This window comes from Amycolatopsis sp. TRM77291, assembly GCF_054166285.1.
The window spans coordinates 217,532-230,296 of record NZ_JBSZHF010000001.1 but is presented as its reverse complement, the minus strand read 5'-3'; the positions used below and the strand labels follow the sequence as shown (position 1 = coordinate 230,296).

General features: G+C 69.7%; 10 protein-coding genes. 6 read left to right on the top strand and 4 right to left on the bottom strand.

All coding sequences use genetic code 11. The features are described 5' to 3' along the window. The first annotated feature begins 21 nt into the window (after positions 1–21). Complete coding sequence (gene mycP, locus ACXIZN_RS01030; RefSeq protein ID WP_457951965.1) at positions 22–1,308, top strand: type VII secretion-associated serine protease mycosin; 1,287 nt, start codon at positions 22–24, stop codon at positions 1,306–1,308. 60 nt (positions 1,309–1,368) lie between these two features. Here mycP and ACXIZN_RS01025 read toward each other — a convergent pair whose 3' ends face one another. Then, positions 1,369–1,671, bottom strand: coding sequence for a hypothetical protein (locus ACXIZN_RS01025; protein ID WP_457951963.1), 303 nt, complete (start codon positions 1,669–1,671; stop codon positions 1,369–1,371). Between the two features lie 17 nt (positions 1,672–1,688). Beyond that, on the bottom strand, positions 1,689–2,039 hold the full coding sequence (locus ACXIZN_RS01020; RefSeq protein ID WP_457951961.1) for a hypothetical protein: 351 nt from the start codon (positions 2,037–2,039) through the stop codon (positions 1,689–1,691). A 128-nt stretch (positions 2,040–2,167) separates the two neighbouring features. On the opposite strand from ACXIZN_RS01020, the gene eccCa reads away from it, so the two are divergent. The 5 genes from eccCa (at position 2,168) to ACXIZN_RS00995 (ending at position 9,712) form a co-directional block, all read left to right on the top strand. Continuing rightward, entirely contained in the window at positions 2,168–6,145 is a 3,978-nt protein-coding gene (gene eccCa, locus ACXIZN_RS01015) for a type VII secretion protein EccCa (RefSeq protein WP_457951959.1), read from the top strand. Positions 6,146–6,242: 97 nt separating this feature from the next. After that, a complete protein-coding gene (locus ACXIZN_RS01010) occupies positions 6,243–6,662 on the top strand; it encodes a hypothetical protein (RefSeq protein ID WP_457951957.1) in 420 nt (139 codons plus the stop codon). A gap of 166 nt (positions 6,663–6,828) precedes the next feature. Then, positions 6,829–8,073 (top strand): hypothetical protein, encoded by a 1,245-nt coding sequence (locus ACXIZN_RS01005; protein ID WP_457951955.1) that lies wholly within the window; start codon positions 6,829–6,831, stop codon positions 8,071–8,073. Positions 8,074–8,084: 11 nt separating this feature from the next. Beyond that, positions 8,085–8,495 (top strand): hypothetical protein, encoded by a 411-nt coding sequence (locus tag ACXIZN_RS01000; RefSeq protein ID WP_457951953.1) that lies wholly within the window; start codon positions 8,085–8,087, stop codon positions 8,493–8,495. A gap of 11 nt (positions 8,496–8,506) precedes the next feature. Further along, positions 8,507–9,712 carry a hypothetical protein gene (locus ACXIZN_RS00995; protein ID WP_457951951.1) on the top strand — a complete coding sequence of 402 codons (1,206 nt, stop codon included), beginning with the start codon at positions 8,507–8,509 and terminating at the stop codon, positions 9,710–9,712. A 169-nt stretch (positions 9,713–9,881) separates the two neighbouring features. Here the strand turns inward: ACXIZN_RS00995 and eccB are convergent, their stop codons facing one another. Together eccB and eccD are read right to left on the bottom strand one after the other, a co-directional pair. Beyond that, the gene (eccB, locus tag ACXIZN_RS00990) at positions 9,882–11,315 is read right to left on the bottom strand and encodes a type VII secretion protein EccB (protein ID WP_457951949.1); all 1,434 of its coding nucleotides are present in this window, start codon (positions 11,313–11,315) and stop codon (positions 9,882–9,884) included. 3 nt (positions 11,316–11,318) lie between these two features. Then, positions 11,319–12,701 carry a type VII secretion integral membrane protein EccD gene (eccD, locus tag ACXIZN_RS00985; RefSeq protein WP_457951948.1) on the bottom strand — a complete coding sequence of 461 codons (1,383 nt, stop codon included), beginning with the start codon at positions 12,699–12,701 and terminating at the stop codon, positions 11,319–11,321. Positions 12,702–12,765 lie beyond the last annotated feature (64 nt).

Here is a 12,765-nt window from a genome sequence, read left to right as displayed (position 1 = left end):
GACCGGATCGACGATGGCGGAATGAGACGACTCCGGATGTCCGCCGTCGCCGCCGTGGTGGCCGCGACGGCCGTTCAGACCTTCGCCGGCGCGGGGACCGCGCACGCGGCGCCGCCGCCCGGCGCCTGCCGGGACCCGGAACCCGCGCGAGCGGCGGTTCCCGTCCAGCCGTGGGCTCAGCAATCTCTTGCTCCCCAACGGGTTTGGCCGTACAACCGCGGGGCGGGAGTGCTGGTGGCGGTGGTCGACTCCGGGGTCGACGCCGACCATCCGCAGTTGGCCAGGCCGGGCAAGGTGCGCGCGGGCCGGGATTTCTACCTCGCCGGTTCGCTGCCGGGAGCGTTCGACTGTGTGTCGCACGGCACCGGGGTCGCGGGGATCATCGCCGCCGATCCGGCAACCGGTATCGGTTTCCATGGGATCGCACCGGACGCGGAGATCCTGCCGGTGCGGATCAGCGACCGTGACGTCGGCAGCCAGGGCGAGTCCTTGCGGATCGATCCCCAGGTGGTCGCCAACGGAATCCGCTACGCCGCCGACCAGGGCGCCAAGGTGATCAACCTGTCCCTCGCCGGACACGAGGATTTCGCCGTCATCCGGGACGCGGTCGCGCACGCCGTGGCCAGGGACGCGCTCGTGGTCGCCGCCGCGGGCAACACGCAGCGCGACACGGCTTCCGAGATCCCCTCCTTTCCCGCCGCCTACGACGGGGTGCTCGGTGTCGGTGCCGTCGACATCGACGGGGCGAGGATGTCCGGCTCCCAGATCGGCCGGTACGTGGACCTCGTCGCGCCTGGCGCCAAGGTGCTGGCGCCGACACGAGCGGGCGGGCACGCGTACGCCGACGGCACGAGCTATGCCGCGCCGTTCGTTTCCGGCACCGCCGCCCTGGTCAGATCGGCCTGGCCGCGGCTGTCCGCCCCGGAGGTGGCGCGCCGTCTGATGGCGACCGCGAACCCGGCGCGCGGCGGCCTCGGCAGCCCGGCGTTCGGCGCCGGCCTGGTCGATCCCTACCGGGCGGTCACCGATGGGCTGGACACGGCGAACCCGGCCGCTTTGCCGGCGTTCGTCCCCGCGCCACCGGACCAGGCACAGCTCGATCTGATCGCCGCGCGGGAAGAGACCGGCACCGTGGCGAAGTGGCTCACCGCCGCGGTATGCGGCGCGATCGTGCTCGCCGCACTCGTGGCACTGGTGCTTCCGCGCGGTCGCCGTCGTGGCTGGCGGCCCGGCCTGGCGGCCCCCGTCTCCGCCGAACCGAAGGTGGACGAACCGCCGGAACAGATCTTCCTGATCTCCGGGAGATGACCGGAAGACCGAAGCCCCGGCGCGAGATCCGCGCCGGGGCTTCGGTTCTACCGGTCGCCGCTAGGAGTTGACGATGTTGCTTACCCGGCTTTCACAGGTCTGGCCGATGTGGGAGACGCTGTCGTAGTCGCGGCCGCTCTGGTTCATGCCGTCGACGTGGTAGCCGGTCCGCTTCTGCATCAGGGCGAACTGCTGACCCATTTCCTCGGCGTTGTTCCCGCCCCAGCCCGCGCCGATGGTGTTGCGCATCCTGGCGACCTGGTCTTCGGCGGCCTGCCCGATCTGCGTCGCGGTGTTCTGGATGTCCCGGCCGGCCGTGTTCATGGCCTCGTAGACGATCTTGAAGTGATCTCCGCCGTTCATAGCCCGTCCTTTCAGACCTAGGGGTTGATACCGCTGTCGATGGCGCCGCCGCCCGCGAAGTTCTGCTTGGCGAACGTCTGCGCCGCGTCACCCTGGAAACCACTGGTGACGTTCACCACCGAGCTGCCCTTCTCGACCAGTGACTGCGCGAAGGCGTGCACCTGGTCGTAGATCTCGGAACGCCCTTGATTCTGAGACAAGGCCGCGTTCTGAACGATCCCCGCGAGGCCACCACTGATGTTGTCGTAGTCCCGCCCCTGGTGGGATCGGTGCGCGCTGAGCTGATCCTGCTGACTGCTGTCGGTGTTGTTGATCAGGTTCTGCACGATCCCGAAGTCGAAATCGACCAATCCGCCGTTGCCCATCACCCCTCCGTTTCCTTGGTCGCGTAGCTGACATCGATCAGCTAACCCCCGGAACGGGTGGATTCGACCGGTGCGGCACGTTCCTGCCATCGCCCCCGGCGGAAGCCGTTGTTCGCGAACGATCGGTGAGTATGGCGACAGTCGTGGTGAAGAGGCCGGCCCGTAAACCGGCGCCGGAGATGCCGGCCGGTGAACTGCTCCTGCAGGCTCCACCGGAGATCCCGCCCCCGCCGGGGCGGCAATGGACCCAGGTGCTCACGGTGCTGCCGATGGTGGCCATGATGGCCGCGATGCTGCTGATGTACTCCGGCAGCATGGCAGGCTCGATGCGGTTCGTCATCTTCGGGATGATGGGCGTCGGCATGCTCGGCATGGTCGCCATGAGCTTTCTGCAGGGCGGCGGCCCCAGCAAACGGGAAATGGGCCACGCGCGCCGCAAGTATCTGCGGCACCTCGCCCAGCATCGCCTGCGGCTGCGCCGTTCGGTGCGTGGCCAGCGCCGCACGATGGAGTACCTGCACCCGGATCCGGCGTCCTTGTGGTCGCTGGCCGCGAGCTACCGGCTGTGGGAACGGCGCAAGGACGACCAGGATTTCGCCATCGCCCGGATCGGGACCGGACCGCAGGCCCCTGCCGCCACGCTCGTCGCCCCGGACACCAAACCGCTGGAGGAACTCGAACCGCTGTCCGCGCTCGCGCTGCGCCGGTTCATCGCCACCTATTCCACCGTCGGAAGTCTGCCTATCGCCATCGCCGTCAACGGTTTCAGCCGGATCCACCTGCGCGGCGATCGCGCCGCCACGCTGGGTCTGCTCCGCGCGGTGATCGCCCAGCTGGTCACCCTCCAGTCGCCCGACGACGTGCGGATCGCCATCTGCGCGAGCGAAGACCGCCGTCCGGACTGGGAATGGGTCAAGTGGCTGCCGCACGCGTTGCATCCCGAGCGGACCGACGCGCTCGGCGCGCTACGGCTGGTGGCGCCGTCGGTCCAGGCACTGGAATCGATGCTGGAGGAGGAACTCTCCAAACGACCGAGGTTCGATCCGGAGGCCGACATCCGCGTCCCCGGCCCACATCTGGTGGTCGTGCTCGACGGTGGCGCCATCGCCGGCTCCGATCACCTGATGACCGGCGGCGGAGTCGAGGGAGTGTCCATCGTGGACCTGACCACCATGCCGCCGAGGGCCTTGGACCGGACCACGGTCGTGCTCGACGTGGACGCCGACGGTGACCTGGTCAGTGAGACCAGTGACGGCGAAGCCCCGCTCGGGCGCGCCGACTTCCTTGGCGTGGTCGCGGCCGAGGGACTGGCCCGGCAGCTTGCCCCGTTACGGCTGACGGCCGGGCTGCGGGGAGACACCCCGATGAGCACCGAGCTGGGACTCGCCGAGCTTCTGGATCTGGGCGACCCGTACGAATTCGACCCCGCCGACACCTGGGAGCCTCGGCCGAACCGGGACCGGCTGCGGGTGAAACTGGGCATCCAGGCCGACGGTGTCCCGATCGAAATCGATCTCAAGGAGTCCGCGCAGGACGGGATGGGGCCGCACGGGCTGCTGATCGGCGCCACCGGTTCCGGCAAGTCCGAGTTGCTGCGGACCCTCGTGCTCGCCCTCGCCGTGACACATCCGCCCAGTTCGCTGAACTTCGCGCTGGTGGACTTCAAGGGCGGTGCGACCTTCACCCGGCTCGACACCCTTCCGCACACCAGCGCGGTGATCACCAACCTCGCCGACGAGCTGCACCTCGTCGACCGGATGACCGACGCGATCAACGGCGAGCTGATCCGCCGCCAGGAACTGCTGCGCGCGGCGGGCAATTTCTCCTCGCTGCGTGACTACGAGAAAGCGCGTGCCGCGGGAGCCCCACTCCCCGAGGTGCCGACCCTTCTGGTGATCTGTGACGAGTTCTCAGAGCTGCTGTCCGCCAAGCCGGACTTCATCGACATGTTCGTCCAGATCGGACGAGTCGGCCGTTCGCTGGGCGTTCATCTGCTGCTGGCCTCGCAACGGCTCGAAGAGGGCCGGCTCCGTGGTCTGGAAACCCACCTGTCGTACCGGATCGGACTGCGGACCTTCTCCGAGATGGAGAGCAGGGCGGTGCTGGGCGTCACCGACGCGTTCAAGCTGCCGCGGGCACCCGGGCACGGATTCCTCAAGGTCGGCACCGACCAGATGGACCGATTCCGTTCCGCCTACGTCTCCGGCGTGTACCAGCGCGCCACCGGTGGCGGTGTCACCGCTTCCGCCGGGGAGCAACTGGTGCTGCAGGAATACACGACGAGCTACCTCGGCGCCGAGATCGACACGGAAGAAGAGGAGATGGAAGACCAAACGGCGGAGAACGACGCCGCGGTCGGCGAAACCCTCCTGGACATCCTGGTCGACCGGTTGGCAGGCCGAGGCGTGCCCGCGCATCAGGTCTGGCTGCCGCCGCTGGCGGAATCGCCGACCTTGGACGGTTTGCTGCCCGAACTGGTCACCCATCCCCAACGAGGTCTCACCGCCGGCTCGACCACGATGGCGGGGTCGCTCCGGCCGGTGCTCGGCACGGTGGACCGGCCCTTCGAACAACGTCGCGACCCGCTGGTGCTGGATCTCTCCGGCGCCGCCGGGCATGTCCTGGTCATCGGCGCCCCGCAGACCGGGAAGAGCACCGTGGTGCGCACGCTGATCACCAGTCTCGCGCTCACGCACACTCCCCGCGAGACACAGTTCTACTGCCTCGACTTCGGCGGCGGCACCTTGGCTTCGATCGCCGGGCTGCCGCATGTCGCCGGTGTCTGCGGCAGGCTCGACACCGGTGCCGTGCGGCGGACCGTCGCCGAAGTCGCGACCCTGCTGGCACAACGCGAGCGGATATTCGCCGAGCACCAGATCGACGGCATCGTGACCTACCGGAGGCTGCGATCCGAAGGACGGTTCGCCGAACAGCAGCACGGTGACGTCTTCCTGGTGGTCGACGGCTGGCAGACACTGCGAAACGACTTCCCCGATCTGGAGGAGACGGTCGGCGACATCGCCGCGCGCGGTCTGTCCTACGGCGTGCACGTGGTGGCGGCCTGTTCGCGCTCGTTCGATCTGCGGATGAACGTCAGGGATCTGTTCGCCAGCAGGCTGGAACTGAAGATCGGTGATCCCATCGACTCCGTCATCGACCGGCGCGCGGCGATGAGCGTTCCGCCCGACGCTCCGGGCCGCGGAATCTCCATGAGCGGGCATCAGATGCTCGTGGCGCTTCCCAGGATCGACGGCGTCACTGATACGGACGATCTGTCCAGGGGTGTGAACGAACTCGTCGAGGCGGTCAAGGCCGCGTGGCCAGGCGCTCCCGCGCCTTCGGTGCGGCTACTGCCCGGCGTGTTCCCGTACGAGGAACTCCCCGCGAAGGACGAGATCACCGGGACGGAGGCGGGGCTCGCGGTCGGCATCCACGAGCACGACCTCTCCCCGATGCGGCACGACTTCGCGGCGGACCCGCACTTCTTCCTGCTCGCCGACACCCAATGCGGAAAGACCTCCTTCCTGCGGACGCTGGCCCGCCGGATCGAAACCACCTACCAGCCCTCGGAAGCCCGGATCGTGCTGGTGGACCACCGGCGCGGGCTCCTCGGCGAGATCGGCGACGAATACCTTCTCGGCTACGGCACCAACGACTCGCACAGTGCCGGGCTGATGACCGAGGTCGCCGCCTCGCTTTCCAAGCGGCTTCCGGGGCCGGACGTCACACCGGAGCAACTGCGGGCCAGGAACTGGTGGCACGGGCCGGAGATCTTCGTTCTGGTGGATGACTACGACATGGTGGCCACCCACGAGAACCACCCGCTGATGCCTCTCCTGCCGCTGGTCGCGCAAGGCTCGGACATCGGCTTGCACGTCGTGCTCGCCCGCCGTTCCGGTGGTGCCGGCCGCGGACTGTTCGAACCCTTCCTCACCCGGCTGAGGGAAGTCGGGACCCCTGGCTTGATGATGTCCGGTGACCGCGACGAAGGTCCGCTGCTCGGCGGGATGCGTGCCCAGGTACTACCGCCCGGCCGCGGCTGGCTGATCGACCGTCGTGGGCACAAGGGCCTGGTCCAGCTCGCGTGGCTTCCGCCGCGGCATCCCTGAGGTATGGCCGGAAGCTGCCGGAGGCCCCACCGGGGCTCGTGGTGGTGTTTGGCTTTCGGAGAACGACTGGGTTTTCCCCGCAGTTCCGGGAGGGAACATGGGAATCAACGCTTATCTGCCCGCCATCCAGAATTTCGCCGACACGGTCACTCAGCAGATGCTGGGGTCGAACCCGCCGACCATCGATCGGCCGTTGAACGACGGCTGCGGCGGAATGGAGGAATGCAAGCTCCTCGCCGGCGCCGACCGGGACAGCACCGAGGCTCTGCGGAATTTCCTGACCGCCGCCGAGAAAGGTGTCTGGGGATACATCTCCATCGCGACACAAGCACTGAGCACCTATCAGAACGCGAGCGAGGCCGCTGTCTGGGAGCTGACGAAGAGGTCACGGCCGGACGAAGGCCGCGTACCTGTCGAAGGAATGTCACCCACCGCGCTGGGGCCGAGCCCGCTCGCTCCCGCAACCACACAACTGGAACCGACCACGGGGACCCTGATCGATCTCGTGCCCAAATGAGACCTGTGAGCCGACTTACCCGGGACTTTCGATGACGAATTATTGCGAATACGAATTTAAAGACCAGATTGACGTTCTCCGCGCCGAAATCGAACACACCCGACCTCGGCTTCAAGCCGCCGTGCCAATGTGGACGAAGGCCGCGGAATGGATCGACACTACGCATTTGAAGCTTCGGCAAGCGGCGGACAAAGTGGCTTCGGAATGGCTGGACCGTCCAGGCGAGGAGTTCGTACAGCGGCTCCGGACCAACTGCATCTTCTCGTTCGGATCGTGGGGTGGCCTGGAAGGGGCCGCCGGCGGCGGCCTCCCCACGGCGGCGGGCATGCTGCTCGGTCAGCCGCTCGACGGGGGCATCGTGGCTTCGGGCGTGATCGACCAGCTGAACAGGGCCGACGCTCAGCTCGCGCACGGTGTCTCCGTCGCCGAGGCGGAGCTCGCCAATGTCCAGCGCGATCCCAAGAACGAGCTGGCCGCCCGGCAGAACCTCGGCAACAAACTGAACGAAATCGCGACGCAGTATCGGCTGACCGCCCAAGCGATGCTCGCTGCCCGCGGCCGCCCCTGGGACGGCCCGAGCGGTGAGGTCGGCTCCGCCATCCCCTACAACGGCGCGGTACCTTCGGCGGCCGGAACCGGCGGGCCGAACCAGAACGGCGCGCCGGTCGACCCGGGCACACCCGAGGTTCCGGGCGAGCCGAGCCCGCAGAATCCGCAAGAAGACCCCAGCGCGCTCGAACAGGCTTCGAACGCGCTGAGCGCGTTGAGCCAGGCCGCCGAGTCCGCGCAACAGTTGCTGGGCAACGGCTCCTCCGTGAACCTGCCCGACCCCAACGCGATCGATCCCGCGGATTGGACGCTTCCGCCCTACGACGGCTCCGCCTATCCGGGGCTCGAAGACCCTCTCGGCGCGTCGGGTGGCTCGGGCATGCCGAGCCTGGCGGGTGGCGGCGGCTTGCCGGGTTCCGGCGGTGGGATGGGCGGCCTCGGCGGCATGCCCGCCATCTCGGACCTGAACGGTTCACCGGGAGGCGCGGCGGCAGGCGTCGGCTCGATGCCCGGGATCGGCTCCGCGGGAACGGCGGGAAGCTCCGGCTCCGCCTCGGGCGCCGGAGGAATGCCGCCACCGATGGCGCCACCCAACGGTGGCGGGAAGAACTCGCCGTCGGGCATCAAACCGGGCGACGCGGAACACACCGGCTCGAGCAGGCAGCGCGGGCCGAAGGGCGGTGGCACCCCCGGTGTCCCGCTCCTCGGCCGATCGCGAGGCGGCGGCACCCGGCCGGCCACGGCGCGACGCCGGTGGGACACCGAGAACGACACCGTCCAGTTACTCGACGACGAGCTGTGGCAAGTGCAGGAAACGACCGATTCGCACGGCAAACCGGCGAAGTACCGCGCCGGACACTGAGGAGGGGGCATATGCCCGGAACCGAGATCAACGGCAACATCACCGCGATGAGCGCGGTGTCCCAGCAACTCAGCGCACCGGACCTGCCACCTTCACTGGCGAGGCTCGGCACCATGCCCAGCCTCGCCGGGCTGTTCGAGGGCATCGCGATGTCCGTACTGGACAAGGCCGCGACCGCCAGTATGAGCGCGTTCATGGGGAAGGTGACCGAGGACATCGCGACCTTCTCCGGCAAGACCAGGACGGCCGCGATCACCTACAGCGCCGCCGACGTGGCCAGCGCACTGGAACTGGCCAACAAGGCGACCAAGGTCATCAAACAGGGCGTGGACTTCGTGAAACAGTCCTCGGCCGCCCAGCCCGGCGAAGAGAAACCGTCCACCATCGAACCCTCCGGCGAAAACCCGCCGGCCTCCGTCTGAGGAGCCGAACCATGACCGCCGTTTACAACGCGTTCCCCATGGAAGTTCTCATGGGGATGATCCGGGCCGAGTTCGCGAACGTTTCGACCCTTCACGACGCTGCGAGGATGTGGACCGAAGCACGGGCGTGGATCGAGGAAGCGCAAGTACAGCTCAACAGCAGGATCAGCGAGCTCACTCCTGAATGGACGGACAACAACGGCCGCCAGCTCCAGGAGAAGATGGAGCGCTCGGCCGCCGAGCTGAAATTCTGGGGAGACCGCATCGACCTGGCGAAACCCGCGGAGACCTTGACGACGCTGGCGTCCGGGATCACGGAGACGCACGCGACGATGCTGGGGATGGAGGCCGCGTACTCGGCGGCCGTCGCGGCGTCGCTCCTCAATCCGTTCGCCGCCATGGAAGCCCTGGCCATCCAGCAGGCCGCCGGGAGCAAGATGACCCAGCTCGGCGGGGAGTTCGACCTGTCGATGCTGCAGGTGGTCGAAGCGTCCGGGATCAAGTCGCCCGACCATATGGTGCCGACGGCCGCCCCTTCCGCCGAAGGCAACACCCCGGCCGATTTCATCGCGGCCGCCCAGGCCGGCATGGACACGCTGAGCGAATTCCAAGGGCTGGGCGAGTCACTGGGTGCCGGCGGCGGCAGCTCGGACGTCTCCCTTCCGGAAATTCCGGGCTACGACGGCTCTTCCGGTGTTTCGCTCGCCGGCCTCGCTCCGCTGCCGCCCTCGGCGAACGCGCTCTCTCCGCTCGGAGGGCTACCCGGTGGTTCCGGCTCCGCGCCGGTCTCGGCGGGATTGCCGGGCGGTTTCGGCGTCGCGGGCGGTATGGCCGGCCTTCCGGTGGCAGCGAAGCCCGTCGGAGCGAAGAAGGCACCCAGCCTCGCGTCCGAGGTCCTTCCGGGCACCGCTGCGTCGTCCGGCGCGAAGGCGAGCGCCAGCCCGATGTCGCCGATGATGCCCCCCAGCGCGGGTGGGCAGTCCACCGCGGGCACGCTGCGCCCCGGCTCGAGCGACCAGCCGACGGGACGGAACGGTGCGTCGCGAAGGACGTCCTCCGGCGGTAGCGACGGCGTTCCGGCGAAACTGCGCGGCCGGGCCGCCAACGGCAATCCCGACGCGGGGTTCACGCTGACGCGCGGCCGGCGGCCGGGTGAGTCGGAGTCGGGTTCGGTGCAGATGCTCGACGAAGACCTCTGGCGGCCGACCTCCCGCTGAACCGCTCGGACGTGAAGGCCCCCTTCACTGCGCTGGACGCAGTGAAGGGGGCCTTCACGTCGTTCCCGTAACTCGCGTGATTGAAGGCGTAACTCGCGTGTTTGGAGGCGTAACTCGTGAGTTACGCCTCCAAACACGCGAGTTACGCCCAGGGACACGCGAATGCCGGTCAGCCACCCAGGGTCTGGCGCCGCGCGGCGGCCGGGTCGAGGCTCGGGCCTTCGGGCAGCCGCGCGACCAAACCGGCGGGAAGCCGCACCGGGCGCGCCGACGGGTAGCCGAGCATCTTCAGCACGTCGGGCGAAGCCAGCGGATAGCGGCGCCCCATGTCGGTCACGACGGTCAGCGTTCCAACGGCGGCAGAAGACGAGGGCATCGCCTCGACGACGATCGCGCTGCCGGGTGGCACGTGGACGCGGTCCGCGAGCGGTGTTCCGGCGGCGGTCCGGCGGGCGGTGGTGGACATCGGGTCCGCGGCGGGCATCGCGGGGTCGACGGTCAGCGCGGGGGCCGCGGAGCCGTCGCCGAAGGTGGCGCACACGGTGGCGTCCTGATCGCGCAGGCGCGCGATGGCCGGGCGGGTGGCTGGTGCGGCGCCCGCGTCGGCGCGGACCGGGTCCAGCTGACGGGACATGGTCGCCAGCGAAGGCGGCAGCGGCACGGTCTTCGGTTCGGCGCCGGGGTAGGCGGCGAGCATCTGGGCGCTCGCGCGCTGGACGTCGTACTGCAGTTCGGTGATGGGGCGCAAGGCATCCCGCTCGGCGAGGTAGTGCTGCTGCCCACCGCCGGAGGTCTGCACCATCAGCAGCATCCCGTTCCGGATGTCGGTCCGGCCGGGCACCGCGGTGGACACCTCGCCCGCGGCCGCCACCGGCAGCGGGCCGATCGGCGTGCCTTCCGGGAGTACGTCGAGCCACGCCCGGCCCACCCGCGCCCACGGCTCGGCGGTCAGCGCGAGCCCGGTGCCGACGGCGCCGTAGTCGTTGATCCGGTGCCGGTGCCCGCGCCACACGACGAACCGGTCACCGGTCGACGTCGATTCCACCAGCAGCGCCTGGTCTCCCAGTTCCGCGCCGCCCGACGGCGACGCGCCCGCCAGCAGGACCGATTCCTCGATCCGGCTGCCCGCCAGGTCGCTCGCGGGCGCCGAGCACAGCGACCACGATCCGGTGAGCAGCTTTTCCGGGCCGGGCAGGCCGTCCGGCGCGTCGGCGATGCCGATCCGGGGTCCTCGCGGGACTCCGGCGAGCGAGTCACGCGAAACCCTTTCCGTGGTGCCGTGTTCGCCGAGCAGCAACAACGCGGACGCGTAGTTCGCGACGGGGTGGAGCCGTTCGTCGAGATAGACGTACCGTGTCCCGCTCTCCTTCTCCACGATGACGGCGGCGTTCTTGCGCCAGGCGTTGTTCCCGCCGGGCACGATCATCCCGTAGACCCCGACGCACGCCAGCGCCACGATCGCCAGCGCGACACTGGCGAACGCGGCACCGGACGGCCGCCGGAACGGCGGCTGCTCCGGATCGGTCTCCCTCGTCACGAGCGCGGAGATGGCGCGCTGCACCAGGAATTGGTACGCCTGCAGTTGATCCCGTTTGGACGCCATGTTTCAGCCCCCCAGCCCGCGCACGTAGCCGTACAACCCGAGCACCGAACAGGCCACCGGGACGACGGCGATCGTCAGCAGGATCTCGAAGTACTCGGCGATCCGGCCGAGATACGGGTTGGCGGCGCGGGTGCTCAGCACGACGCCGGACGCGATCACGCCCGCCGCCACCGCCAAGGACAGCGGCCCGGCCAGGACGAGCAGCAGCGAGCGGTCCGCCATCAGCGGGCCCGCCAGCAGGCAGCCGGCGCCGAAGATCCCGGTCACCAGCACCAGCAGCCGTTGCCGCAGGATCGGGTACAACCGCGCCCGCACCAGGAAACCGGCCGCGAGCAGGGCGACGAGTACGACCGCGGCCTCGCTGTCGCCGCGGATCAGCTGCAGCTGGCAGTACATGACGACGATCGCCGCACCGCCCAGCATCCCGGTGAGCAGCGCGTCCGCCCTGGCGACGGCGGCGTGCACGAGATCGAGCGGCGGCTGGGGATCGTCGCGGACCAGGTCCGCGGTCGTACGCGGCAGCACCGGCATCGGCACCCGGCCGAGCCGCAGCGCCAGCGGCGCGAACGTGGTCGAGAGCACGAGGACCCCGCCGCCGATCACGGCCGCCGACCGGTACCCGGCGAGGTCGTCGAAGGTGGCGAGCCAGCCGCCGAGCACCCCGAGCAGGCCGACGGTGGCGGCGCCCGCGAACAGTTCGGGCGCGGCGATCACCCCGAGATGGCCGACGACGGCCGCGAGCAGCAGCGCCGCGCTCGCCAGCAGCAGATGGCCGGCGGACAGCGCGCCGATCGGGTCGTCACCCGCCAGCAGGAGCCCGCCGCCGGCGAAGGCGAACGGAAGCGCGACGGCGGCGAGCACCGCTCCGGCACCGGCGTCGCGCAGTGCCCGCGCGAGCAGGACACCGGCGGCCAGCAGCAGCGCGGAGACCGCCAGCGCCCACGCCGCCGGTGACGTCCACGGCGGGCCGGCACGCAGGACGGCGAGCAGGCCGAAGGACATCGCCACCCCGCCGACGGCCAGTCCGGCCTGCCGCGTGTGCCGCGGCCCCCAGGCCTTGCCGGTGCGGCCGGACCCGGTGGCGATCGCGTCCACCAGGTCGTCGTACTCGGGCTCGGGCCATTCGGCGCGGCGCGGCGTCAGATGGAGGATCTCCCCGTCCCGGACCCGGTGCGCGCCCAGCGTCCGGTCCAGATCGAAGGGCGTCCCGTCGGCGCGGCGCAACTGCCAGCCGCCGCCGGCGACCCCGTCGTCCGCCATCCCCTCGCCCGCCCGCGCGAGCAGGCCGGGGAGGATTTCGGCGACGGACGCGTGTTCCGGCAGCGCCATGTCGATGCGCCGGTGCGGAGTGGTGATGGTGACCCTGACCAGGCCGGCAGTCTGCATGGGAAAAGGGTCGGCCAGCGGCCCGCCCGCCGGGCCCCGGCGGCAGGAACCTGCCGCCGGGAAA

Excerpts from the sequence above, each read along its gene's own strand:
- ACXIZN_RS01010 (WP_457951957.1), top strand. The coding sequence starts at position 6,243 with ATGGGAATCAACGCTTATCTGCCCGCCATCCAGAATTTCGCCGACACG.
- eccD (WP_457951948.1), bottom strand. The coding sequence starts at position 12,701 with ATGCAGACTGCCGGCCTGGTCAGGGTCACCATCACCACTCCGCACCGG.
- mycP (WP_457951965.1), top strand. The coding sequence starts at position 22 with ATGAGACGACTCCGGATGTCCGCCGTCGCCGCCGTGGTGGCCGCGACG.
- ACXIZN_RS01000 (WP_457951953.1), top strand. The coding sequence starts at position 8,085 with ATGCCCGGAACCGAGATCAACGGCAACATCACCGCGATGAGCGCGGTG.
- eccCa (WP_457951959.1), top strand. The coding sequence starts at position 2,168 with ATGGCGACAGTCGTGGTGAAGAGGCCGGCCCGTAAACCGGCGCCGGAG.
- ACXIZN_RS00995 (WP_457951951.1), top strand. The coding sequence starts at position 8,507 with ATGACCGCCGTTTACAACGCGTTCCCCATGGAAGTTCTCATGGGGATG.
- eccB (WP_457951949.1), bottom strand. The coding sequence starts at position 11,315 with ATGGCGTCCAAACGGGATCAACTGCAGGCGTACCAATTCCTGGTGCAG.
- ACXIZN_RS01025 (WP_457951963.1), bottom strand. The coding sequence starts at position 1,671 with ATGAACGGCGGAGATCACTTCAAGATCGTCTACGAGGCCATGAACACG.